This is a genomic window from Edaphovirga cremea (assembly GCF_003332275.1).
Lineage (GTDB): Bacteria > Pseudomonadota > Gammaproteobacteria > Enterobacterales > Enterobacteriaceae > Edaphovirga > Edaphovirga cremea.
Genome location: NZ_QOVA01000005.1, coordinates 304,274 through 327,668, shown reverse-complemented (window position 1 = coordinate 327,668; position 23,395 = coordinate 304,274). Strand labels below are relative to the sequence as shown.

The following is a 23,395-nucleotide window of genomic DNA, read 5'->3' as shown; positions in this document are numbered from 1 at the left end:
ACAGTACTTTGGCAAAGAACAGTTATTGGTAAAAACTGATTGATGTTCGGCAAGCCCGTTCATCAATCAGTGTCAACTGAGTTATGCGGTTGACACTAAGGTTTCTTTGATCACCAACGTCCCTGTCAGTTCAATCTCAGCACGTCAGTCACATGAATGCGACCGGGATAACGTGCCCTGCATAAGAAGGCGAAGATTTTCATTAGCGTAATGCTTCGTTATTTTTTGCCTTCCCGTTGGCGGGTAAGAAGTAATCATTTGAATAGTTCGCTGTGGAATTATAAGTCATATCATGCTCTTTCCGCTGGCAAGCGTTGCCTGTCAGGGGGGCCTCTGTCAAAGTAGCGCCTCAAACGGAGGAAGTATGGTATTGCAATCATCGCGCTGGTTGGCGCTCAGTTATTTCACCTATTTTTTCTCATATGGCATTTTTCTCCCATTCTGGGGCGTATGGCTGCAAGGTGAAGGGCTTTCACCCGAAACTATTGGAATGTTGTTGGGCGCAGGGATGGTCGCGCGTTTTATTGGCAGTTTATTGATTGCCCCTTCTGTTAAAGATCCCTCCTTGCTGGTCACCGCGCTGCGAATTCTGGCGCTGTTGACGCTGGTCTTTTGTGTCGGCTACTGGATCAGCAGCAGTTGGGCGTGGTTGATGGTCGTGATTGCGGGTTTTAACCTGTTCTTTGGTCCATTGGTGCCCATGACCGATGCCTTGGCCGGTACCTGGCAGCGGCAATTCCCAATGGATTATGGCAAGGTCAGGTTATGGGGATCGCTGGCGTTTGTGGTTGGCTCGGCAGTGACGGGGGAACTGGTTTCTGCGTGGGGCCACACCGCGATTTTATACACTCTGTCGCTGGGCGTTTTGGCGATGCTACTGGGAATGCTGTTACGGCCATCTATCATGCCTGTTGCGAGCAACAGCGCTGATGAACTGCCGGTAACACCATGGAAAACTCTCTTGGCCGAAAAACCGGTCTGGCGTTTTCTGCTCTGTGTAACATTACTGCAAGGCGCCCATGCGGGGTACTACAGTTTCAGCGCGATTTATTGGCAGGAGGCCGGTTATTCACCCTCTACAATCGGTTATCTGTGGTCGCTTGGCGTTGTTGCCGAAGTACTGGTCTTTGCGTTCAGCCATTTCCTGTTTCGCCGCTGGAGCGCCCGATCACTACTGCTGCTCTCCGCTTGCAGCGGGATCGTCCGTTGGTCGCTGATGGCATCATTCATTGAGTTGCCGTGGCTGGTGGTGATGCAGATTCTGCACTGCGGTAGTTTTACCGTCTGTCATCTGGCTGCGATGCGCTTTATTTCGGCACGCAATGGCAGTGACGTTATTCGCTTGCAGGCGGTCTATTCTGCACTGGCGATGGGCGGCGGGATTGCGGTGATGACGATGGTTTCTGGGTTCTTGTTCCAGCATCTGCATGCAGGGGTTTTCTGGGTGATGGCTTTGGTGGCGGTTCCCGCTATTTTCTTGCGTCCCCGGGTTCAGCCTCAGGGGTATTGATCGGCTGATCCGTTTTTTCAAGCATAACGCGGATCTCTTTGCGCTGGGCCTTTTGCAAGGGCAGCGCAATATAAATCACCGACAGATGACTTTGCGCGTTTTTTACCGGGTAGGGCGTAACAATGAGTTCAATGCCCGCTTCTGGCCCGTCCCGTTCGAACTCATCCAACCTCTGATACTTGATATTGAGAGGAAGCAGCGTTGCTTCACGCACTTGTTGCTCCACCGCCTGTTCCAGCGCTGAATCGTTATGGGTCAATAACAGTACCTGTTTTTCCTGAAGTGAATTTCCCTGCATTAACCAGGCACCAAAGCAGATGGCGACCAGCCCGGTCTCTTCTTGCGAAAGCGTTATACCGTAAGCGATTTCAAAATCACTCAGCGCCTCGTGCGTGGTGCGTACCAGACGAGGATACATACGCACGACTTCTTCCAGCAGCAGATTATCGATGCCAATATTAAAGTGGCAACGTTCTATCGCCGGAGCCAAATGGGCAAATAACTGACCAACGATCCCCTCTTTACTGCTGAATGTCATGCCTGACAAGTCCTGAAAACGAGCCACCAACTGCTCGATTTCATTCATCAAACGCAGGTCTTCCTGTGAGTTTGAACTGTCGTAGCTATGCGTTTTGATCAGGGTAAACATCAATGTGAGAAAATTCTGCTCTGGGCTATTGAGCGTAATGCCAAAGTGTTTTTTCAGTGCCAGAGTCAAGTGACGCGCTGCCTGATGCTCACTTTTCTGTTGAAGCCAATGTTGCTGATGCGGTGCGAATCGCGGATGTTGCTGGCAATGATGTTGCCAAAGACAGTATTGCAGAAAGATTAATAGAAAACGTTTATCACGCTCGCTGAACGAACGCTGAAGCATCGCTTCGCAGTCATCGATCAAGGATAACAGTGCGGGCTGGTCGCCGAGCAACTCGCCATATTGCAATGGCGTCAGCGCCTCTTGCAGCCAAACAGAGAGGGTTTGTTCAACAAAATCCGGGCTGATTCGCAGTCCGCGACGTAACCAATGCAGTAAACATAACCGTTGGTTAAGTGTGGTCCCCTCGATATGGCACTGATTGGCGGGGGTGATGGTGAGATCCAGATGATGGAAACGCTGGATTTCGCTGGCAACCTCGGCTATATCTTGCCGCGTAGTGGGGAGGTCAACGCGATTAAGCTGGCTGATCGTCTCCAGTTGCACCTTTCTCGTTGGCGCATAGAGCATCAGCAGCAGGTGGCAGCGCCGTTGTTGCCCGGAGAGCTCAGGCACAGAAGAAGTGTCCAGGCTCATTAATACCCTTATGAATAATAATATTGCGAGTGAATATATTAATCATAGCAAAGGGCTTTTATTAAAAGGATGAAGCTTCACGGTTTTACATCGGCTTACAACTCCCATCACACTTTAACGCAGCTCAGGGATTAAAAGGTGTAGGTTAATGTTATATTATAACACTTCAAGGGCGGTGAATTGGCGTATTGCCAGGAGAGAGGGATTGAGAACGTGGGTAATGTGTGGACTGTTGGCCAGCGCAAATCTCGTTGGGAGCGCAACAGCATGGGCGCATCCACACAGTTTTATCGATCTCAATACCACCTTCGTCGCCGAAAATCAGCGCCTGACGGGTTTGAAAATGGTGTGGACAATGGATGAAATTACCTCTGCCGACCTGCTTTACGACGCTGAAAATGCGCAAGCAGATTCTGAAATCTGGAAAAAACTGGCCGCTGAAGTGATGGCGAATGTATTGGGGCAGCACTATTTCACCGAAGTCTACCGCGACGAAAAGCCAGTGAAGTACATTAATCTCCCCAGTGAATACAATTTGTCTCGCAAAGGGCATCAAGCCGTGCTGGAGTTTGTACTGCCCTTTGCTGAGCCGCAACCGCTGACTGGCAAGCCATTTGTCATCTCTACCTACGATCCGAGCTATTTTGTAGACATGGCTTACCCTGATGGTGCCGCGCTGAATCTTTCTGAATCCATGAAAGAAAACTGTAAAGTCACGCTGTATACTCCCGCCCCCAATGCCACTTTGCAGACGTATGCGCTGTCGCTCGACAAGAGTGATGCACCGCCGGAAGATATGGAGCTGGGGCAGCAATTTGCCCAGCGGGTGACTCTGCAATGTCAATGAATACGCGCGAGCGTGCACTGCGTCAGCGACACTGGCTCATCAGTCTGTGGCCCTTGGCGTTATTTCTGCTGCTGGCTGTGATAGCAGGCCAAATGATGGCGCATTACTGGCCGCGGATCCTGATAGAAAGTATCGTGTTCCAGAAGCAGCTCCATCAGCAGATGGCGGGTCTGTTGCAACAGGTGAAAGCGGAGCCACGCAGTGCGGGTCTGTCGCTGGTGGCCTTTAGTCTGGTCTATGGTGTGCTGCATGCAGTCGGTCCGGGGCACGGTAAAATCGTCATCACGACTTATCTGGCAACGCATCCATCGCGACTCAAGAGCAGCCTGAAACTGACATTGTTGGCCTCGCTGGTTCAGGGCGTCGTGGCTATCGTGCTGGTCACGCTGATGCTGCAAATTTTCAAATTGTCGTCACGCCAGTTGCATCAAAGCAGTTTCTGGTTGGAGCGGGGCAGTTTCATTATTGTGATGCTACTGGGGGGCATGTTGTGCTGGCGGGCGTTGAGAAGAGGTTACCGTGTCTGGCAAAAGCATCAGAATCCGACGGCTGTGACAATCCACAGTATTTCACCTTTACCCGATCACCAGTATCATGCGCACTGTGGATGCGGCCATCAGCACATGCCGAGTGATGAACAACTGCAAGCGGGTGCCGACTGGCTTACGCAGATGGCGGTGGTATTGGCGATGGGCCTGCGTCCCTGCTCAGGTGCCATCCTGGTTTTGCTGTTTTCCAAAGTGATTGGTGTTTTTGGTTGGGGAATTCTTTCTGCGCTGGCAATGGCGGCGGGAACATCGCTGACAATCTCGCTGATTGGCGTGCTGGTTCATTACAGCCGGTCGCTGGCCGTAAGATTGAGTGCGCCACGTGCATCAGCGTTATGGAGTAGCCTGAGTTGGTCGCTGCTGGCTTTTGTCGGCGGGGCAATTCTTATCGCGGTGGGATATTTGCTCTACAGCAGTGGCTCAACGGAAATGATCGGCGGGATCCGCCCCTTTGCGCGCTGAATAGGCAGCAAAATAGAGAGAAAATGGCAAAAAAATGCCGGTCGACAAGTACGGACCGGCTTTTTTCAAACGTCTTTTTTATTATTGGCTTAGCGCTTAAGCGCTTCGCTCAGATCTTCACGCATGGTATTGATCAGCGCTTTAACCACACGCGGATTACCGGCTACAACGTTGCCTGAAGAGAAATGGTTGTGACCACCAACGAAATCCGTGACCACACCACCGGATTCACGTACCAGCAGCTCGCCGCCAGCAAAATCCCATGGTTTCAGGCCAATCTCGAAGAAACCGTCAACGCGGCCAGCAGCCACATAGGCCAAATCGAGGGCGGCAGAACCGGTACGACGGAAGTCAGCACATTGGGTGAATACTTTACCCAGCACGTTGATGTAGGACGGTGCGTGTTGTTTGACCTTGAATGGGAAGCCAGTGGCAATAATGGTGCCATCCAGATCTTTGGCATTGGTTCCGCGTAGGCGGTAGCCATTGAGCTGTGCGCCCTGACCTCGGGTCGCAGTGAACAGTTCGTTACGCATTGGATCGTAAACCACAGCCACTTCAGTACGGCCTTTGATGCGTACAGCGATAGAAACAGCGAAATGGGGGAGACGTTTGATGAAGTTGGTGGTGCCATCCAGCGGATCGATTACCCATTGCACATCGTCATCTTCACCGGTCAGCTCACCGCACTCTTCACCAATTACGGTGTGTTTTGGGTAAGACTTACGGATCACTTCAATGATCATTCGCTCTGCTTCGCGATCGACATTAGTTACAAAATCATTGGTACCTTTCTGGCTCGCTTCAACAGCGTCCGGAGTTTCATAGTTTTTGGCAATCAGGTTACCAGCCTTGCGCGCAGCGCGCACGGCGATCGTCAGCATCGGATGCATGGGTATCTTCCAACTAGGATGTTAAAGAACGGGAAACGGCGCGGAGTATAGCAGAGGATCTGATAAAAGCCTACGGTTGTGTTAGGATGTTGCGATTTTCCGCTAAGACAGAGTTTGTATGCTGCACAATATCCGCATCGTTCTGGTTGAGACATCTCATACCGGCAACATGGGCTCAACGGCCCGCGCCATGAAAACCATGGGCTTAAGTAATCTTTATCTGGTCAATCCGCTGGTCAAACCCGATTCCCAGGCAATTTCTTTGTCTGCGGGCGCAAGCGACGTTATCGGAAACGCCACCATTGTTGACACCCTTGATGAAGCCCTGGCGGGTTGCAGTCTGGTCATTGGTACCAGCGCCCGTTCCCGTACGCTGCCATGGCCGATGCTTGAGCCGCGTGAATGTGGTGAGCACAGCGCCCGCGAAGCAGAATCCGCTCCCGTCGCGCTGGTCTTCGGTCGTGAACGCGTTGGGCTGACCAATGAAGAGTTGCAAAAGTGCAATTATCACGTTGCGATCCCCGCCAATCCTGAATACAGCTCGTTGAATCTGGCGATGGCGGTGCAGATTATCGCTTATGAAGTTCGCGTAGCCTGGCTCGAACGTCAAAAAGCCGTGCAGCCACACTATGAAGAAACCCCCTATCCGCTGGTGGACGATCTGGAGCGTTTTTATCAACACCTCGAAGAAGTGTTGCTGGAAACCGGATTCATCCGTCAGGCGCACCCTGGCCAGGTGATGAGCAAACTGCGCAGATTGTTTACGCGTGCGCGGCCTGAAAGTCAGGAGTTGAATATTTTGCGAGGAATTCTCACCTCCATCTCTGCGAAAAAGTGATCGGCTACTGCGCGTCGCCACTGCGGGATTGTGCAGTGCTCGTAATCCTCATGGACTTTGTGTCCACTCCGGTTACTGCGCGCTGTACGCACCCGCTTTGGCTTAGCTCGCTACGCCCTTGGCCATTGTGTTAAAGAGTAGGAGAATTGTTTTCGCTGTGAGGATTTTGCCTTGGCAATGTCCCATTTTAGGGGGAGCAGATGGATGAGGTTCCCGGAGGGATGCCTCGCCATCTGGTAGACCCGTGTATCTCGGGATAGATGACTATTAACTGCATAGACCCATGTTTTTCCCAGAACAAGTTAGAGCTTTAATCATCCTGTTGGGTGACGGGCGGTAACGGAGTATAATGTTAAAAATGCTAATACTTGAGTAAATTAGTAGGTTAAATAGTTGACTGAATTACTCGGGAATGTCAGACTCGCTGCATGATTCACCTAACAGGTAACTACTAGCCATGAGACTGACATCTAAAGGTCGTTATGCCGTAACCGCTATGCTTGACGTGGCGTTGCACTCCCAGGAAGGGCCAGTGCCTTTGGCGGATATTTCTGAACGTCAGGGAATTTCGCTTTCATATCTGGAGCAACTGTTTTCACGTTTGCGTAAAAATGGCCTGGTGGCCAGCGTGCGCGGTCCGGGCGGTGGTTATCTGCTGGGTAAAGATGCTGCTGAAATCGCTGTCGGTGAGGTTATCACTGCTGTTGATGAGTCCGTGGATGCGACCCGTTGTCAGGGCAAAGAAGGTTGTCAGGGCGGCGATCGTTGTCTGACTCACACCCTGTGGCGCGACCTGAGTGAACGTATCAGCGGTTTCCTGAACAACATTACTCTTGCTGAGCTGGTTAACAGTGAAGAAGTGCTGGATGTTGCCGATCGTCAGAACAATGACACCCGTCGTACCGCAAATGGTCGGGTGCAAGAAACGATTAACGTCAATCTGCGCGCATAAGCAGACGGCGAGAAACTTTTAGTTTTTGGAAGTGATGTACGGAGCTTAAGAGCAATGAAATTACCGATTTATCTGGATTACTCAGCAACAACGCCGGTTGATCCGCGTGTTGCTGAGAAAATGATGCAGTTTTTAACCTTGGACGGTACTTTCGGTAACCCGGCTTCCCGTTCCCACCGTTTCGGGTGGCAGGCAGAAGAAGCTGTAGATATCGCACGTAACAACATCGCCGAACTGGTGGGTGCCGATCCTCGTGAGATCGTCTTCACTTCGGGCGCGACTGAATCCGATAATCTGGCGATTAAAGGTGCAGCCAATTTCTATCAAAAGAAAGGCAAGCACATCATCACCAGCAAAACCGAACACAAAGCTGTGCTGGATACCTGCCGTCAGTTGGAGCGCGAAGGCTTTGACGTCACCTATCTGGCTCCGCAGCGCAATGGCATCATCGATCTGAAAGAGCTGGAAGCTGCAATGCGTGACGACACCATTGTGGTTTCGATCATGCACGTGAACAACGAAATCGGCGTAGTGCAAGACATTGCCACTATCGGTGAGTTGTGCCGCAGCCGTGGCATCATCTTCCACGTCGATGCAACCCAGAGCGTAGGTAAACTGCCTATCGATCTGAGCCAGCTTAAAGTGGATTTGATGTCCTTCACGGGCCATAAAATCTATGGTCCAAAAGGCATCGGCGCACTTTACGTCCGTCGTAAACCACGTATCCGTATCGAAGCCCAGATGCACGGCGGTGGTCACGAGCGCGGTATGCGTTCTGGTACCTTGCCTGTTCATCAGATCGTCGGTATGGGCGAAGCCTACCGCATTGCCAAAGAAGAACTGGCAGAAGAAAGCCGCCGTCTGGCTGGTCTGCGCGATCGCCTCTGGAACGGTATCAATGATATCGAAGAAGTTTACCTGAATGGCGATCTGGAGCACGGTGTTCCTAACATTCTCAACGTCAGCTTCAACTATGTTGAAGGTGAATCGCTGATTATGGCCCTGAAAGATCTGGCTGTTTCCTCGGGTTCAGCTTGTACTTCCGCCAGCCTGGAACCCTCTTATGTGCTGCGCGCTCTCGGTATGAACGATGAGTTGGCGCATAGCTCGATCCGCTTCTCTCTGGGCCGTTTCACGACCGAAGAAGAGATCGACTACACCATTCAACTGGTGCGTAAATCTATCGGACGTCTGCGCGATCTCTCTCCTCTGTGGGATATGTTCAAGCAGGGCGTAGACATCAGCAGCATTGAATGGGCACACCATTAATTCGTTGTCACTTTCCTTCTGCGAAAGACAACGAATAGTGTTTCCCGCTGTGGCGGGAATAAAACGGATTCAGGAGCAATACCATGGCTTATAGCGAAAAAGTAATCGACCATTATGAAAACCCCCGCAACGTGGGATCTTTCGACAGCGAAGATCCTACCATCGGCAGCGGCATGGTCGGTGCACCGGCTTGTGGCGACGTAATGAAGTTGCAGATCAAAGTCAACAATGAAGGTATCATTGAAGACGCCCGTTTCAAGACTTATGGTTGTGGTTCAGCCATCGCATCCAGTTCGCTGGTCACCGAATGGATGAAAGGCAAGTCCCTGGATCAGGCGGAAGCGATCAAAAACACCCAGATCGCCGAGGAACTTGAGCTGCCACCGGTCAAGATTCACTGCTCTATCCTGGCTGAAGATGCCATTAAAGCAGCGATCGCTGACTACAAAAGTAAGCGTAGCGCCAAGTAACTGAATAATATATTACCCAAAGTACCTGGAGATGCAGGCAGCAGGTTAGTGAATGTAGCTATCGCCCCTGCAGCTTCAAATACGAAGGGTTAACAAGAGGTTTTTGTATGTCGATTACCATGAGCGACAGCGCTGCGCAGCGTGTCCGGGCATTTATGGATAACCGGGGCAAAGGCTTGGGCCTGCGTCTGGGGGTCAGAACCTCCGGCTGTTCCGGAATGGCGTATGTGCTGGAATTTGTTGATGATGTTAATGATGATGACCTCATTTTCGAAGACAAAGGCGTCAAGGTGATTATCGACGGAAAGAGCCTGGTCTATCTTGACGGTACAGAACTCGATTTCGTTAAAGAGGGGTTGAACGAAGGTTTCAAGTTCAACAACCCTAACGTTTCAAGCGAATGTGGCTGCGGCGAAAGCTTCAACGTCTGACAGTCCATCGTGTTCCTATCGGGAACTTTCCGCATTGCCGACGACTCCCCTGCCAGCTTACTGGCAGAGGGAATGAATCAGGCGGCAAGCTCATTCATGACGCAAACTCCCAGAGCACGGTATGGATTACTTTACTTTATTCGGGCTGCCTGTTCGCTATGCGCTGGACGGCAGCCTTCTTGCTTCCCGCTATCAGGATCTGCAACGTCAGTTCCACCCCGATCGATTTGCTTCCAAACCTGAACGCGAACGCTTGATGGCGCTGCAACAGGCCGCCACCATCAACGACGCCTACCAAACGTTGAAGCACCCGTTAAAACGCGCCGAGTATATGTTATCTTTGCACGGTTTTGATTTGGGCAATGAACAGCATACGATGCGTGACACCGCGTTCCTGATGGAACAACTGGAATTGCGCGAAGAGCTGGACGCGATCTCGCGTAAAGCCGATGCCGCCGATGCGTTGATTGCCTTTGTCGATCGTCTGACGGACATGACTCGCCAGCGTACTGCTCAAATGGTGCAGGAGCTGGATAACGAGGCGTGGATCGCGGCCGCCGATACGGTGCGCAAACTGCGTTTTCTCGACAAACTTCAGCAGCAGGTTGAACAACTTGAAGAAAAGCTGCTGGGTTTTTAAGAACCTATTTGTTGTTTGATGGAAGCTTTCTATGGCCTTATTACAAATCAGTGAGCCCGGTCTCAGCGCTGCGCCGCACCAACGCCGGCTGGCGGTGGGCATCGATCTGGGTACCACCAATTCACTGGTCGCAACGGTGCGCAGTGGACAGGCCGAAACGCTGGCAGACGCCGAAGGGCGCGACTTGCTGCCGTCGGTTGTCCATTATCAGGCCGATGCCCTGAGCGTTGGTTGGAATGCCCGTCAGCAGGCGGCGCAAGATCCGGCAAATACCGTCAGTTCGATCAAACGCATGATGGGGCGTTCGCTGGCTGATATTCAACAGCGTTATCCCAATCTGCCCTACGCTTTTCAGGCCAGTGAAAACGGTCTGCCGCTGATCCACACCGCCGCTGGATTGGTCAATCCAGTACAGGTGTCAGCCGATATTCTCAAAACCCTCGCTGCCCGCGCCCAGTCTGCCCTGCAAGGGGATCTGGATGGCGTGGTCATTACCGTTCCGGCCTATTTTGACGATGCCCAACGGCAGGGCACCAAAGACGCCGCGCGGTTTGCGGGGCTGCATGTGTTACGCCTGCTGAATGAACCTACTGCTGCCGCCATTGCCTACGGTCTGGATTCCGGCCAGGAAGGGGTGATTGCTGTTTATGACTTGGGCGGCGGTACTTTCGATATCTCGATCCTGCGCCTCAGCCGCGGTGTATTTGAAGTTCTGGCAACCGGTGGTGATTCAGCATTGGGCGGCGATGACTTCGATCACCTGCTGGCCGATTGGCTGCGTGAACAGGCTGGCGTGGCGGATCGTCACGATCACGGCGTGCAACGTCAACTGCTTGACGCCGCGATTGCCGCTAAAATCGCGCTCAGTGATGCTGACTCAGTGACAGTCGACGTCGCTGGCTGGCAGGGTGAGATTACCCGTGAGCAATTTGATGCGCTGATTGCCGCGCTGGTAAAACGCACGTTGCTTGCCTGTCGCCGTGCTCTTAAAGATGCCGGGGTGACTGCCGAAGAAGTGCTGCAAGTGGTGATGGTCGGTGGATCAACCCGCGTACCGCAAGTGCGTGCGCAGGTTGGAGAGTTCTTTGGCCGCACGCCATTGACCTCCATTGATCCCGACAAAGTCGTGGCGATCGGTGCAGCGATTCAGGCCGATATTCTGGTAGGCAACAAACCCGATTCAGATATGTTGCTGCTGGATGTTATCCCGCTGTCACTGGGTCTGGAAACCATGGGCAGCCTGGTCGAAAAAGTCATTCCGCGTAATACCACCATTCCTGTGGCGCGTGCGCAAGAGTTCACCACTTTCAAAGATGGTCAGAGCGCGATGATGATTCACGTGCTGCAAGGTGAGCGGGAATTGGTGCAGGATTGCCGTTCGCTGGCGCGCTTCACGCTGCGCGGTTTACCGCCATTGCCTGCGGGTGGCGCGCATATCCGGGTGACATTCCAGGTCGATGCAGACGGTTTGCTTAGCGTGACGGCCATGGAGAAATCCACCGGCGTTGAGGCTTCAATTCAGGTCAAACCCTCCTACGGGCTGTCAGATAATGAGATCGCCCATATGATTAAAGACTCAATGACCCATGCCAGTGGCGATATCACTGCCCGTCGGCTTGCGGAACAGCGTGTCGATGCGGCACGGGTTTTGGAAAGCCTGCAAGGTGCACTGGCTGAAGATGCTGCGCTGCTGAGTAAAGAAGAGAGTGATGCGATAACGCTGGCAGTCGCGGCGTTACAACACGCGATGCAGGGCGAAGATCCTGCCGCTATTGAAGAAGCAATCAAACATGTCGATGAACAAACCCAGGAATTTGCCGCACGCCGCATGGATAATTCTATCCGCCAGGCGCTGGCAGGCCATTCTGTGGACGAGGTCTAATAATGCCTAAAATAGTATTTTTGCCCCATCGTGATCTTTGCCCGGATGGCGCAGTGCTGGACGCTGAAAAAGGGGAATCCATTCTGGATGTTGCCCTGCGTAATGGAATTGAGATTGAGCACGCCTGTGAGAAATCCTGCGCCTGCACCACGTGCCACTGCATCGTGCGGGAAGGATTTGATTCACTGGCTGAAAGCACAGAAGATGAAGATGACATGCTGGATAAAGCCTGGGGACTGGAGCCGGATAGCCGCCTCGGTTGTCAGGCTCGGGTGACTGATGAAGATCTGGTCATCGAAATTCCACGCTATACCATCAACCACGCGCGTGAACATTAATTAGGAGCCTGCATGAGCCTGAAATGGAGCGATACCCGCGAGATTGGTGAAGCGCTGTACGATCAGTTCCCGGATCTTGATCCCAAGACCGTGCGTTTTACTGATATGCACCAGTGGATTTGCGATCTGAAAGAGTTTGAAGACGATCCGCAGGGATCGAACGAGAAAATTCTGGAAGCAATCCTGCTAGTCTGGTTAGATGAAGCGGAATGAAGAGTGGACGGGCTACCTGAGGGTGGCCCCAATTTTATATACCCTTGCTCTTGAAGATGCAGGGTATAAGTCAGCCGCTTTTTATGAGGCCGGTTTACCTGCACCGGTTCATACCCTGACAAAAGAGAAGAACAATCAGGAGTTACGCAATGACATCCGAAGTAATGGCAGTATCGCTTTCGCACAATCCTGCTGATGCACGCTGGGGCGAGAAAGCCCTCATTAGCACCAATAACGAAGGCATCACTATCCATCTGCAAGAAAAAGATCAGCGTACAGCGGTGCAACGTGCTGCGCGCCGTATTGATGGACAAGGCATCAAGAAGGTGAAACTGGACGGCGAAGGCTGGGATCTGGAAAACACCTGGGCGTTCTGGCAGGGTTTCCGTGGGCCGAAAGGGCAACGTGAAGTGCAGTGGCCAACGCTATCAGACAGCGATCGCGCCGAATTGGATCAACGCCTGAAGATCATCGATTGGGTACGCAACACCATCAATTTGCCCGCAGAAGAGTTGGGGCCTGAGGCATTGGCTTCCCGCGCGGTGGATCTGATGTGTGCTGTTGGCTGCGATGCCGTTTCCTATCGCATCACCAAAGGTGAAGATCTGCGCGAGCAGAAATACGCCGGTATCCACACCGTTGGCCGTGGTTCCGATCGTCAGCCAGTATTGCTGGCGCTGGACTTCAACCCGACCGGCAATCCCGATGCACCGATATTTGCCTGCCTGGTCGGCAAGGGCATCACCTTTGATAGCGGCGGTTATAGCCTGAAGCCAGGCAGCTCAATGGATTCGATGAAATCCGATATGGGCGGTGCCGCCACCTTAACGGGCGCACTGGCCCTGGCAGCGGCGCGTGGCCTGCAACAACGCGTCAAACTCTATCTCTGCTGCGCCGATAACATGGTCAGCGGCAACGCGTTTAAACTGGGTGACATCATTCGTTACCGCAACGGCAAAACCGTTGAAGTCATGAATACCGATGCGGAAGGGCGTCTGGTGCTGGCCGATGGCCTGATCGATGCGTCCGAGCAGAATCCTGCGTTGATCATCGACTGCGCCACGTTGACTGGCGCAGCGAAAACCGCTCTGGGCAACGATTACCATGCGCTGTTCAGCTTTGACGATGCACTGGCGAAAGAGTTGCTGGAAAGTGCTGAAAGTGAGCAAGAGCCGTTCTGGCGTTTGCCGCTGGCTGAATTCCACCGCAGCCAATTGCCGTCCAACTTTGCTGAGCTGAATAACATTGCCAGTCCAAGCCATACGGCGGGAGCCAGCACGGCAGCGGCATTCCTGTCGCATTTCGTGAAAAATTATCAGCAAGGCTGGTTGCACATCGACTGTTCTGCCACCTACCGCAAGGGAGCCGTGGATCAGTGGTCTGCGGGCGCAACCGGACTGGGTGTGCGTACCATTGCCAATCTGTTGTTGGCAAAAGCAAAATAATGACACTACCGGGCATCCTTTCTGGATGCCCTTTCTGATTTGAACTGAAATGAATTATGTTCACTGGAGTATCCCATGAGTATCTCACCCCCGCATTCCAGCGATGACGGCAGCGAAAATGAGCTGGAGCGTCTGCTGAAACTGGCTGTTTCCGAACCGGCGCATCGACCGGCATTCTTCCGTGCCTTGCTGGATGCCACAGTGCTGGTACTCGGTGATTCCGGTCAGAAAGAGCAGGACGGTGAGATTACGCTCGACGCGGGCAGTCAGGTTAATCTCCAGCTTTGGGAAAAACAGGACGGCACGCGCACCATTCCTTTTTTCTCGTCCGTTGAAGTCCTGCAGAAGGTGATTGAGGAAGAGCAACCCTTTGTGGCGATGCCAGCCAGAACGCTATTTGAAATGACGGCGGGAGCGGATCTGTTCCTCAATCCTAAATCTGAATACGGCAAAGAGTTCTTCCCGGAAGAAGTGGCACTGTTGCTGCGTGAGGGCGGACTCAGTAAACCGGTTGAAAAAGTCGTTGAGCAGGACACGCAGTTACTGCTGGGTCAGCCAGAAGAGTATCCATCGGCGATGATCGACGCGCTGACCACGTTGTTCAGCCAGCGCAAACCGGTACGCCGCGCATTCCTCGCATTGATGCATGACAAGTCAGTTGATGAAAAACCGAATCTGCTGATCGGGCTGGAAGTAGACGGCACGCCGCAGGAAATCGAGATGTTGATTCATGAAGCGGGCAGCGTCGCCAGTGAAACGGCACCGAATGATGAACCGGTCGATTTCTGTGTGGTGTCAGATTCCGAACGCGGCATCAGCCATTATCTGATCAGCCATACGCAGCCTTTCTACCAGCGTAAATGGGGCGGTTGGTTGCGCAATATTATCCCTTCGTCCGGGACGGCGTAAGCTACGGCGAGCGGTGCACGCAATAGCAGTAGTTAGTTTTAGACTGGATTAGCCGCTTTTTTTATGGAAAATGTGACTTGTGTGCAATAAGTAGGGAATTGGATCGCATTATTTTAATGAAATGTTGCTTTTCAGGTAGGCAAGCGGCGTTGTCCCACCTATAATCTGCGCCATTTTAACCGGCGGGCATAACATTTCATTAACCCAGCCTAACCAAAAAAACAGACAGAGGCCTCAATGACCATCGAACGTACTTTCTCCATGATCAAACCTAACGCCGTCGCTAAAAACGCAATTGGCGCTATCTATGCCCGTTTCGAAAACGCTGGCTTTAAAATCATTGCATCAAAAATGGTTCACCTGACCCGTGAGCAGGCGGAAGGCTTCTACGCAGAACATGAAGGCAAACCTTTCTTTAACGGTCTGGTCGAATTTATGACGTCTGGCCCGATCATGCTGCAAGTACTGGAAGCGGAAAACGCGGTTCAGCGCAACCGTGACATCATGGGTGCAACCAACCCGGCTAACGCATTGGCTGGCACCCTGCGTGCTGATTATGCAGACAGCTTCACAGAGAATGCGGTTCACGGATCAGATGCAGTCGAATCAGCGCAACGTGAAATTGCCTATTTCTTTACTGAAAATGAGCTGTGCCCACGTACTCGTTAAGAATATGCATCGGGGTAGAATCATTAATCTGCTGAAACAATAAATGTGACGCCGTTGGCGTCAAGTCATAGCAACGCTGCCCTGAAGTTTGTACAATACTGCGCCCCGTCTGAGCTTGTCTCGCCGGGGCGCATGTTTTACCGCATTGGCCGGATTTTCCGCGCCATGCACTTCCTTTGAGCCATAAAGTGTAACAACGAGGCCGCTAAATCATCATGTTAGAATCAACTGCTTCTGAGCAAACCGTGTCTGAAAATCAAACAGCGTGTGGAACGCACCCGGAATCTGCCGCAGCCGTTCAGTCGGTCAAACCGGCTGTCGAAAAAATTAACCTTCTCGATCTGAACCGCCAGCAACTGCGCGAGTTTTTTGCCAAACTGGGCGAAAAACCGTTCCGTGCCGATCAGGTCATGAAATGGATGTATCATTACTGCTGTGACGATTTCGAGCAGATGACCGATATCAACAAAGTGCTGCGCGGGAAATTGCAGCAGATCGCCGAAATCCGCGCACCGGAAGTGGTTGAAGAGCAGCGCTCGGCGGATGGCACCATCAAGTGGGCCATCCAGGTCGGTGACCAGCAGGTAGAAACGGTCTATATCCCGGAAGAGGATCGCGCCACGCTGTGCGTCTCTTCCCAGGTGGGCTGTGCGCTGGAGTGCAAATTCTGTTCGACGGCCCAACAGGGCTTCAACCGCAATTTACGCGTTTCTGAAATCATCGGCCAGGTCTGGCGCGCCGCGAAAATTATCGGCGCCATCAAGGTGACCGGTCAGCGCCCGATCACCAACGTTGTGATGATGGGGATGGGCGAGCCGTTGCTGAACCTCACCAACGTGGTTCCTGCGATGGAAATCATGCTTGATGATTTCGGGTTTGGCCTGTCCAAGCGCCGCGTTACGCTGTCGACGTCGGGTGTGGTTCCGGCACTGGATAAACTGGGCGACATGATTGACGTTGCACTGGCAATTTCCCTGCACGCACCGAACGACACCATTCGCGATGAGATCGTACCTATCAATAAAAAGTACAACATCGACATGTTTCTCGCGGCTGTTTCGCGTTACATCGAAAAATCGAAAGCGAATCAGGGACGGGTTACCGTGGAGTACGTTATGCTTGATCACGTCAATGACGGAACCGAGCATGCGCATGAATTGGCGGAGCGTTTGAAAAATACGCCGTGCAAAATCAACCTGATTCCATGGAACCCCTTCCCGGGTGCGCCGTATGGCCGCAGTTCCAATAGTCGCGTTGATCGTTTCTCCAAAGTCCTGATGGACTATGGTTTTACGACGATTGTACGTAAAACCCGTGGCGATGATATTGATGCTGCCTGTGGTCAGTTGGCAGGTGAAGTGATTGATCGCACCAAGCGTACGTTGAAAAAGAAAATGGCCGGGGAGTCAATCGCCATCAAGACGGTCTGATTCCAGAGCGATTTTATGTTATCTGACATGGCGTTACATTCACGGTAAGCCATTGCCGAATGCGATAACATAAAGTCATAACCAATGCGGAACTGGCAGGGGCGGGCGTTAAGCGCAGGCCTGAGATGACAGGGAAAATGGAACACGCATGAAGCTGAACGTACTGTGGAAGATAAAAGCACTGTGGAAGATGACACTGCTTGCTGGCCTGACCATCGGTCTGCTGGCGGGGTGTTCAGGACCGTCAAAGGAGGAGCAATCCGCCGAGGTGGGTTCGTCGCAAACGCGTTTGCAGCTCGGGCTTGACTACCTTGCCCGTGGTGATTTGAATGCGGCGCGCGAGAATCTTGAAAAGGCGGTGGACAGCGCACCACAGGACTATCGGACCCAACTTGGCATGGCGCTTTACGAGCAACGCGTCGGTGAAAATGCCGCCGCAGAGAAGCGTTATCAGCAGGCTCTGAAATTGGCTCCGCAAAATGGTACGGTAATGAATAATTACGGTGCGTTTTTGTGTAGTTTAGGGCAGTATGTATCGGCGCAACAGCAGTTTAGCGCAGCCGCGCTGGTGCCTGATTACGGACAGGTTGCAGACAGTCTGGAAAATGCAGGCTACTGTTTTCTGAAAGCCAATCAGAACGATGAAGCAAAAGTTCTCCTGGGTCGGGCCCTTAAGTATGATCCAGACAAGGGAGCTGCGTTGATTGCTGAAGCTGAAAGGCAATTTGGAGAAGGGAATCGCGCTCAGGCGCAAGTTTTACTGGATGTTTACCAACATATTCTTCCGGCGAGTGCCGAAAGCTTATGGTTACAGATTCGTTTCGCCGCGCTGGCAGACCGCCAGAATAACGTTGATCGTTATGGCAAGCAGTTGGCGCGAAGTTTTCCACAATCCAAACAGTACCAGCAGTTCTTAGCTAATGAATACTGAAGCCTCTCAAGAACCAAATGTTTCAACGACGACAGGTGACCGCCTGCGTCAAGCCCGTGAACAGTTAGGCCTCAGCCAGCAGGCTGTTGCCGAACGCCTGTGTCTGAAACTGTCCACGGTACGCCAGATTGAAGAAAACAATACGCCAGCTGATTTGGCCTCTACGTTTCTTCGTGGTTACATACGATCTTACGCCAAGCTGGTACATCTTCCTGAGGAGGAATTACTGCCGCTGTTGGCGAAACAGGCACCGATTAAAGCTGCAAAAGTCGCACCAATGCAGAGCTTTTCGCTGGGTAAATCACGCAAGAAGCGTGATGGCTGGCTGATGGGCTTTACCTGGTTGATCGTCTTTGTAGTGATTGGCCTGACGGGTGCATGGTGGTGGCAAAACCATCAGGCGCAGCAGCAGGAAATTGTGACGATGGCAGATCAGTCCTCGGCGCAGCTTTCCCAGAGCGACCCGCAGTCCATACCCTTGAACGGTGATGATGCCGTAACGCCGGACTCCTCGTCGGCAATGGGAGATTCAGGTAGCGCTGGAACCAGCAGTAACAGTGTCCCGGCGCTTTCCGCGCCAGCCGCTGATCCTGCGACCGTGCCAGCACCCGTTGCTCAGGCACCGGCTGCTGTTTCTACCAGCCAACCGGCAACGGCGGCGGCAGTATCACCATCGGCGCAATTGCCAACCGGGAGCGCTGAGATTTCGGCCTCAAACTCACATGCGCTGCAAATGAAATTCAGGGCGGATTGTTGGTTACAGGTTGACGATGCTGCGGGCAAAACGTTGTTCAGTGGTATCCAGAAAGGCGGTGCCACATTGAATCTTGATGGTACGGCACCGTTTAAACTGAAAATTGGCGCGCCAGGTGCGGTCGATATTCAGTTCCAGGGTAAACCGGTAGATTTAAGCCAGTTCATAAAAACAAACCGTGTTGCTCGCCTGACACTGACTGCTGAATAACGTGTATTCAACATCAGGCAGACAGCAGCAAGGAGAGCAAAGAAATGCATAATCAAGCACCCATTAACCGCCGCAAATCAACCCGGATTTACGTTGGTAAGGTGCCTATAGGTGATGGTGCGCCGATTGCCGTGCAGTCGATGACCAACACCCGTACCACCGATGTTGACGCTACCGTCCAGCAGATTAAAGCCCTTGAAAGGGTTGGCGTGGATATTGTCCGTGTATCCGTTCCTACCATGGATGCGGCAGAGGCATTCAAGCTGATAAAACAGCAGGTCAATGTGCCTTTGGTTGCCGATATCCACTTCGATTACCGTATAGCGCTGCAAGTTGCTGAATACGGCGTTGACTGTCTGCGTATCAATCCGGGGAATATCGGTAACGAATCCCGTATCCGCTCGGTGGTGGATTGTGCCCGCGATAAAAATATTCCTATCCGTATCGGCATCAACGGCGGCTCCCTGGAGAAAGATATCCAGGAAAAGTATGGCGAACCCACGCCGGAAGCACTGCTTGAATCCGCGATGCGTCACGTCGATATTCTCGATCGTCTGAATTTTGATCAATTCAAGGTGAGCGTTAAAGCCTCGGACGTATTTTTGGCCGTGCAGTCCTATCGCCTGCTGGCCTCCCGTATCGATCAGCCACTGCATCTCGGTATCACCGAAGCCGGTGGTGCGCGAGCGGGTGCGGTGAAATCAGCCGTTGGGCTGGGTATGCTGCTTTCTGAAGGGATCGGTGACACGCTGCGTATTTCGCTGGCAGCCGATCCGGTCGAAGAAGTGAAAGTCGGATTTGATATCCTCAAGTCATTGCGCATCCGGGCGCGCGGGATCAATTTCATCGCTTGCCCAACCTGTTCACGTCAGGAATTCGACGTGATTGGTACGGTCAATGCGCTCGAACAGCGTCTGGAAGATATCATTACCCCGATGGATGTTTCGATTATCGGTTGTGTGGTCAACGGCCCGGGCGAGGCTTTGGTCTCTACGCTGGGTGTCACGGGTGGCCACAATAAAAGCGGCTTCTATCAAGATGGCGTGCGCCAGAAAGAGCGTTTCGACAACGAACAGATGATTGACCAGTTGGAAGCGAAAATACGCGCCAAAGCCGCCATGATGGACGAGAGTAATCGCATCATGATCAATATGCTGGACAAGTAATACTGGGAGCGGGCGGCGCGTTCTGCCTGCTTTGCTATTGAGCCCGACCGGGGGAAGATGTATCTACGTTGAACGACAGGATACAAAACCCCTATAATCGGGTTCATTTTTTATATTTCTAGGGTAGAGACTTAACGTGGCAAAGAACATTCAAGCCATTCGCGGCATGAACGACTACCTGCCGGCTGAAACGGCGTTATGGCAGCGCATCGAAAGTACCCTGAAACAGGTGCTCAGCGGCTATGGCTACAGTGAAATCCGTTTGCCGATTGTAGAGCAGACCCCGTTATTCAAGCGCGCCATTGGCGAAGTTACCGACGTGGTCGAAAAAGAGATGTACACCTTTGAAGACCGCAACGGAGAGAGCCTGACGCTGCGTCCCGAAGGGACCGCTGGCTGTGTGCGTGCCGGTATTGAACATGGTCTGTTGTACAATCAGGAACAGCGTCTGTGGTATATCGGCCCGATGTTTCGCTACGAGCGCCCGCAGAAAGGTCGCTATCGCCAATTTCATCAGTTGGGTGCCGAAGTGTTTGGCCTGCAAGGCCCGGATATTGATGCCGAATTGATTCTGCTCAGTGCCCGCTGGTGGCGTGCATTGGGTATTGCCGATCACGTCGCGCTGGAACTTAATTCCATCGGTTCTCTGGAAGCCCGCGCCAATTATCGCGATGCGCTGGTGGCGTTCCTGGAACAGCATCAGGATCAGTTGGACGAAGATTGCAAACGCCGGATGTACTCCAATCCGCTGCGTGTTCTTGACTCCAAAAACGCCGGTGTTCAGCAATTGCTGAATGATGCACCTGCGCTGGCTGATTACCTTGATGAAGATTCCCGCCAACACTTTGCGGGTTTGTGTGAACTTTTGGACCTCGCAGGTATCCCATATACGATTAATCAGCGACTTGTGCGCGGTCTGGATTATTACAACCGTACCGTTTTCGAGTGGGTAACGACCAGTCTGGGTGCGCAGGGTACCGTGTGCGCAGGTGGACGTTACGATGGTCTGGTTGAGCAACTGGGTGGCCGCGCCACACCTGCTGTTGGTTTTGCCATGGGACTGGAGCGTCTGGTGCTGTTGGTCCAGGCGGTGAATCCGGACTTCAAGGCCCCGGCGACCGTGGATGTTTACGTCGTTTCTTCTGGCACCGGAACGCACAGTGCGGCGATGAAACTGGCTGAAGATCTGCGTGACGCTCAGCCACAGTACAAAGTCATGATGAACCATGGCGGCGGCAACTTTAAAAAGCAGTTCGCCCGTGCAGATAAATGGGGCGCTCGCGTCGCACTGGTATTGGGTGAAGATGAAATTTCAGCCGGGCAGGTTGTGGTTAAGAACCTGCAAAGTGGCGATCAAGAAACGCTGGCGCAAGGCGAACTCGCAGCGCGTCTGGCCTCGATGTTAGGTTAAGGAGAAGGACACCGTGGAAGTCTATACCACTGAAAACGAACAGATTGATGTAGTTCGCCGCTTCTTTGCAGAAAACGGCAAAGCATTGGCTGTCGGCGTGGTTCTGGGAATTGGTGCCTTGGTTGGCTGGCGTTACTGGCAGAATCATCAGAACAGCGCGATGGCTGAAGCCTCCGCCTCCTATCAGCAGTCAACGGAAGCGTTGGTGGCGAACAAGCCAGAAAGCGTTGCTGCAACTGAAAAATTCATTCAAAGCAACAGCAACAACTATGGCGTTTTTGCTGCGCTGCAACTGGCCGATCATTTTGTTCAGGCAAAAGATTTCGCCAATGCGGAAAAACAACTGACGCAGGCTCTGGGTCATACGAAAGACGATAATTTGTTGCCGCTGATTAATCTGCGTCTGGCGCGGGTGCAACTGCAACTAAACAAACCGGATGACGCATTGAAAACGTTGGATAACGTCAAAGGCGAAGGCTGGACGGCGATGGCTCAGGATGTTCGTGGTGATGTACTGGCGAGTAAGGGCGATACAAAAGCCGCTCGTGATGCTTACAGTAAAGGCCTCGAGTCAAATGCTTCTCAGGCGCTGCAGGCACTGCTGCGCATGAAATTGAACAACTTGGCCAGCTAAGGGGATTCCCAATGCAATTGCGTAAAACACTCTTGGTAGGATGGGTTTCTGTTGCCCTGCTGAGCGGCTGTTCATGGTTTAACAGCGAAGAAGATGTTGTGACGATGTCTCCGCTGCCAAAGGTAGAAAATCAGTTCACCCCAACCACCGTGTGGAGCACTTCCGTCGGTGATGGTATCGGTGAATATTATTCCAACCTTCGCCCTGCATGGCAGGATAGCAAGGTCTTTGCGGCCGATCGTTTCGGTATTGTCAAAGCGTTGGATGCCGACAGTGGCAAAGAGATTTGGAAAATCGATCTGTCTGAAAAGACAGGGATATTGTCCCGTAATAAACCGGCGCTGCTGTCTGGCGGCCTGACGGTTTCGGGCTCACATGTCTATGTCGGCAGTGAAAAAGCCCAGATTTTTGCACTGAGCACTGAAGACGGTACGGTGGCATGGCAAACCAAAGTGGCGGGTGAAGCGATTTCCCGTCCGGTGGTGAGCGATGGTTTGGTACTGGTTCATACCACCAACGGTATGTTGCAAGGTCTGAACGAAAGTGATGGTGCGATCCAGTGGACGGTGAACCTTGAAACACCAGCTCTTACTTTGCGTGGCGAATCAGCGCCAGCAACGGCATTTGGTGCTGCCGTTGTCGGCGGTGATAATGGCCGCGTCAGCGCAGTGCTGATGAAAGAAGGGCAATTGATTTGGCAACAGCGTATCTCCCAACCGAGCGGCGCGACAGAAATTGACCGTTTGAATGATGTTGATACTACCCCGGTAATAGTTGAGGGTGTGGTGTACGCATTGGGTTACAATGGTAACCTGACTGCGCTTGATCTGCGTTCCGGACAAGTTGTGTGGAAACGTGAAGTCGGGTCAGTTAATGATTTTATCGTTGATGGGGGTCACATTTATCTGGTTGATCAAAATGACCGGGTCATGTCGATGAGCACCGAAGGCGGCGTCAGCTTGTGGCGTCAAAGCGATCTCTTGCACCGTAACCTGACACCACCGGTGTTGTATAATGGTTATCTGGTCGTTGGCGATTCCGAAGGCTATCTCCACTGGCTCAATACCGACGATGGTCGCTTTGTTTCCCAGCAAAAAGTGGATAGCTCGGGCTTCCTGAGTACCCCGGTGGTTGCCAGCGATAAGCTGCTGATCCAGGCAAGAAACGGCAAGGTTTACGCGTTTACCCGCTAAATCCCTGCTGCTTTGCCAGAGCCTGTAATGGGCTCTTAAACGGCTCCTGAAAAGTTCAGGAG

General features: G+C 52.5%; 24 protein-coding genes. 22 read left to right on the top strand and 2 right to left on the bottom strand.

Annotation, left to right across the window (positions count from 1 at the left end):
• Positions 1-364: 364 nt before the first annotated feature.
• The gene (locus DRI82_RS10195) at positions 365-1,510 is read left to right on the top strand and encodes a 3-phenylpropionate MFS transporter (RefSeq protein ID WP_114193379.1); all 1,146 of its coding nucleotides are present in this window, start codon (positions 365-367) and stop codon (positions 1,508-1,510) included.
• Here the strand turns inward: DRI82_RS10195 and csiE are convergent.
• Positions 1,470-2,798, bottom strand: coding sequence for a stationary phase inducible protein CsiE (csiE, locus tag DRI82_RS10190; protein WP_114193378.1), 1,329 nt, complete (start codon positions 2,796-2,798; stop codon positions 1,470-1,472). The genes DRI82_RS10195 and csiE overlap by 41 nt on opposite strands.
• A 220-nt stretch (positions 2,799-3,018) precedes the next feature.
• Between csiE and DRI82_RS10185 the strand changes: the two genes are divergently transcribed.
• On the top strand, positions 3,019-3,645 hold the full coding sequence (locus tag DRI82_RS10185; RefSeq protein WP_245956813.1) for a DUF1007 family protein: 627 nt from the start codon (positions 3,019-3,021) through the stop codon (positions 3,643-3,645).
• Complete coding sequence (locus DRI82_RS10180) at positions 3,636-4,655, top strand: nickel/cobalt transporter (RefSeq protein WP_114193376.1); 1,020 nt, start codon at positions 3,636-3,638, stop codon at positions 4,653-4,655. The genes DRI82_RS10185 and DRI82_RS10180 overlap by 10 nt, the downstream gene beginning before the upstream one ends.
• A gap of 89 nt (positions 4,656-4,744) precedes the next feature.
• Here the strand turns inward: DRI82_RS10180 and suhB are convergent, their stop codons facing one another.
• The gene (suhB, locus tag DRI82_RS10175) at positions 4,745-5,548 is read right to left on the bottom strand and encodes an inositol-1-monophosphatase (protein WP_114193375.1); all 804 of its coding nucleotides are present in this window, start codon (positions 5,546-5,548) and stop codon (positions 4,745-4,747) included.
• A gap of 118 nt (positions 5,549-5,666) precedes the next feature.
• Between suhB and trmJ the strand changes: the two genes are divergently transcribed.
• From trmJ to bamB, 19 genes are all read left to right on the top strand, one after another.
• Positions 5,667-6,386 (top strand): tRNA (cytosine(32)/uridine(32)-2'-O)-methyltransferase TrmJ, encoded by a 720-nt coding sequence (trmJ, locus tag DRI82_RS10170; protein ID WP_114193374.1) that lies wholly within the window; start codon positions 5,667-5,669, stop codon positions 6,384-6,386.
• 457 nt (positions 6,387-6,843) lie between these two features.
• The gene (gene iscR, locus DRI82_RS10165) at positions 6,844-7,338 is read left to right on the top strand and encodes a Fe-S cluster assembly transcriptional regulator IscR (RefSeq protein ID WP_114193373.1); all 495 of its coding nucleotides are present in this window, start codon (positions 6,844-6,846) and stop codon (positions 7,336-7,338) included.
• Between the two features lie 54 nt (positions 7,339-7,392).
• Entirely contained in the window at positions 7,393-8,607 is a 1,215-nt protein-coding gene (locus tag DRI82_RS10160) for an IscS subfamily cysteine desulfurase (protein ID WP_114193372.1), read from the top strand.
• 83 nt (positions 8,608-8,690) lie between these two features.
• Positions 8,691-9,077: a Fe-S cluster assembly scaffold IscU gene (gene iscU / locus DRI82_RS10155; protein WP_114193371.1), complete on the top strand. Its 387-nt coding sequence runs from the start codon at positions 8,691-8,693 to the stop codon at positions 9,075-9,077.
• Between the two features lie 107 nt (positions 9,078-9,184).
• The gene (iscA, locus tag DRI82_RS10150) at positions 9,185-9,508 is read left to right on the top strand and encodes an iron-sulfur cluster assembly protein IscA (protein ID WP_114193370.1); all 324 of its coding nucleotides are present in this window, start codon (positions 9,185-9,187) and stop codon (positions 9,506-9,508) included.
• Positions 9,509-9,629: 121 nt separating this feature from the next.
• Positions 9,630-10,148: a co-chaperone HscB gene (gene hscB / locus DRI82_RS10145; RefSeq protein ID WP_114193369.1), complete on the top strand. Its 519-nt coding sequence runs from the start codon at positions 9,630-9,632 to the stop codon at positions 10,146-10,148.
• A gap of 31 nt (positions 10,149-10,179) precedes the next feature.
• Complete coding sequence (hscA, locus tag DRI82_RS10140; RefSeq protein ID WP_114193368.1) at positions 10,180-12,030, top strand: Fe-S protein assembly chaperone HscA; 1,851 nt, start codon at positions 10,180-10,182, stop codon at positions 12,028-12,030.
• 2 nt (positions 12,031-12,032) lie between these two features.
• Complete coding sequence (gene fdx, locus DRI82_RS10135) at positions 12,033-12,368, top strand: ISC system 2Fe-2S type ferredoxin (protein ID WP_114193367.1); 336 nt, start codon at positions 12,033-12,035, stop codon at positions 12,366-12,368.
• Between the two features lie 12 nt (positions 12,369-12,380).
• Positions 12,381-12,581 carry a Fe-S cluster assembly protein IscX gene (gene iscX, locus DRI82_RS10130; RefSeq protein WP_114193366.1) on the top strand — a complete coding sequence of 67 codons (201 nt, stop codon included), beginning with the start codon at positions 12,381-12,383 and terminating at the stop codon, positions 12,579-12,581.
• Between the two features lie 149 nt (positions 12,582-12,730).
• Entirely contained in the window at positions 12,731-14,026 is a 1,296-nt protein-coding gene (gene pepB, locus DRI82_RS10125) for an aminopeptidase PepB (protein ID WP_114193365.1), read from the top strand.
• A gap of 75 nt (positions 14,027-14,101) precedes the next feature.
• Positions 14,102-14,935, top strand: coding sequence for an enhanced serine sensitivity protein SseB (sseB, locus tag DRI82_RS10120; RefSeq protein WP_114193364.1), 834 nt, complete (start codon positions 14,102-14,104; stop codon positions 14,933-14,935).
• Between the two features lie 237 nt (positions 14,936-15,172).
• Complete coding sequence (ndk, locus tag DRI82_RS10115) at positions 15,173-15,604, top strand: nucleoside-diphosphate kinase (protein WP_114193363.1); 432 nt, start codon at positions 15,173-15,175, stop codon at positions 15,602-15,604.
• A gap of 215 nt (positions 15,605-15,819) precedes the next feature.
• On the top strand, positions 15,820-17,034 hold the full coding sequence (gene rlmN / locus DRI82_RS10110; RefSeq protein WP_114193362.1) for a dual-specificity RNA methyltransferase RlmN: 1,215 nt from the start codon (positions 15,820-15,822) through the stop codon (positions 17,032-17,034).
• A 190-nt stretch (positions 17,035-17,224) separates the two neighbouring features.
• Positions 17,225-17,965 (top strand): type IV pilus biogenesis/stability protein PilW, encoded by a 741-nt coding sequence (pilW, locus tag DRI82_RS10105; RefSeq protein ID WP_425452643.1) that lies wholly within the window; start codon positions 17,225-17,227, stop codon positions 17,963-17,965.
• A complete protein-coding gene (gene rodZ / locus DRI82_RS10100; protein ID WP_114193360.1) occupies positions 17,955-18,929 on the top strand; it encodes a cytoskeleton protein RodZ in 975 nt (324 codons plus the stop codon). The genes pilW and rodZ overlap by 11 nt, the downstream gene beginning before the upstream one ends.
• A gap of 44 nt (positions 18,930-18,973) precedes the next feature.
• Positions 18,974-20,095 (top strand): flavodoxin-dependent (E)-4-hydroxy-3-methylbut-2-enyl-diphosphate synthase, encoded by a 1,122-nt coding sequence (gene ispG, locus DRI82_RS10095; protein ID WP_114193359.1) that lies wholly within the window; start codon positions 18,974-18,976, stop codon positions 20,093-20,095.
• Positions 20,096-20,231: 136 nt separating this feature from the next.
• Positions 20,232-21,506 (top strand): histidine--tRNA ligase, encoded by a 1,275-nt coding sequence (gene hisS, locus DRI82_RS10090; RefSeq protein ID WP_114193358.1) that lies wholly within the window; start codon positions 20,232-20,234, stop codon positions 21,504-21,506.
• A 13-nt stretch (positions 21,507-21,519) separates the two neighbouring features.
• The gene (locus DRI82_RS10085; RefSeq protein WP_114193357.1) at positions 21,520-22,140 is read left to right on the top strand and encodes a YfgM family protein; all 621 of its coding nucleotides are present in this window, start codon (positions 21,520-21,522) and stop codon (positions 22,138-22,140) included.
• Positions 22,141-22,151: 11 nt separating this feature from the next.
• Positions 22,152-23,333 carry an outer membrane protein assembly factor BamB gene (bamB, locus tag DRI82_RS10080; RefSeq protein ID WP_114193356.1) on the top strand — a complete coding sequence of 394 codons (1,182 nt, stop codon included), beginning with the start codon at positions 22,152-22,154 and terminating at the stop codon, positions 23,331-23,333.
• Positions 23,334-23,395 lie beyond the last annotated feature (62 nt).

Coding starts and splice junctions, on each gene's coding strand:
- DRI82_RS10195 (WP_114193379.1), top strand. CDS start 365: ATGGTATTGCAATCATCGCGCTGGTTGGCGCTCAGTTATTTCACCTAT.
- csiE (WP_114193378.1), bottom strand. CDS start 2,798: ATGAGCCTGGACACTTCTTCTGTGCCTGAGCTCTCCGGGCAACAACGG.
- DRI82_RS10185 (WP_245956813.1), top strand. CDS start 3,019: ATGTGTGGACTGTTGGCCAGCGCAAATCTCGTTGGGAGCGCAACAGCA.
- DRI82_RS10180 (WP_114193376.1), top strand. CDS start 3,636: ATGTCAATGAATACGCGCGAGCGTGCACTGCGTCAGCGACACTGGCTC.
- suhB (WP_114193375.1), bottom strand. CDS start 5,548: ATGCATCCGATGCTGACGATCGCCGTGCGCGCTGCGCGCAAGGCTGGT.
- trmJ (WP_114193374.1), top strand. CDS start 5,667: ATGCTGCACAATATCCGCATCGTTCTGGTTGAGACATCTCATACCGGC.
- iscR (WP_114193373.1), top strand. CDS start 6,844: ATGAGACTGACATCTAAAGGTCGTTATGCCGTAACCGCTATGCTTGAC.
- DRI82_RS10160 (WP_114193372.1), top strand. CDS start 7,393: ATGAAATTACCGATTTATCTGGATTACTCAGCAACAACGCCGGTTGAT.
- iscU (WP_114193371.1), top strand. CDS start 8,691: ATGGCTTATAGCGAAAAAGTAATCGACCATTATGAAAACCCCCGCAAC.
- iscA (WP_114193370.1), top strand. CDS start 9,185: ATGTCGATTACCATGAGCGACAGCGCTGCGCAGCGTGTCCGGGCATTT.
- hscB (WP_114193369.1), top strand. CDS start 9,630: ATGGATTACTTTACTTTATTCGGGCTGCCTGTTCGCTATGCGCTGGAC.
- hscA (WP_114193368.1), top strand. CDS start 10,180: ATGGCCTTATTACAAATCAGTGAGCCCGGTCTCAGCGCTGCGCCGCAC.
- fdx (WP_114193367.1), top strand. CDS start 12,033: ATGCCTAAAATAGTATTTTTGCCCCATCGTGATCTTTGCCCGGATGGC.
- iscX (WP_114193366.1), top strand. CDS start 12,381: ATGAGCCTGAAATGGAGCGATACCCGCGAGATTGGTGAAGCGCTGTAC.
- pepB (WP_114193365.1), top strand. CDS start 12,731: ATGACATCCGAAGTAATGGCAGTATCGCTTTCGCACAATCCTGCTGAT.
- sseB (WP_114193364.1), top strand. CDS start 14,102: ATGAGTATCTCACCCCCGCATTCCAGCGATGACGGCAGCGAAAATGAG.
- ndk (WP_114193363.1), top strand. CDS start 15,173: ATGACCATCGAACGTACTTTCTCCATGATCAAACCTAACGCCGTCGCT.
- rlmN (WP_114193362.1), top strand. CDS start 15,820: ATGTTAGAATCAACTGCTTCTGAGCAAACCGTGTCTGAAAATCAAACA.
- pilW (WP_425452643.1), top strand. CDS start 17,225: ATGACACTGCTTGCTGGCCTGACCATCGGTCTGCTGGCGGGGTGTTCA.
- rodZ (WP_114193360.1), top strand. CDS start 17,955: ATGAATACTGAAGCCTCTCAAGAACCAAATGTTTCAACGACGACAGGT.
- ispG (WP_114193359.1), top strand. CDS start 18,974: ATGCATAATCAAGCACCCATTAACCGCCGCAAATCAACCCGGATTTAC.
- bamB (WP_114193356.1), top strand. CDS start 22,152: ATGCAATTGCGTAAAACACTCTTGGTAGGATGGGTTTCTGTTGCCCTG.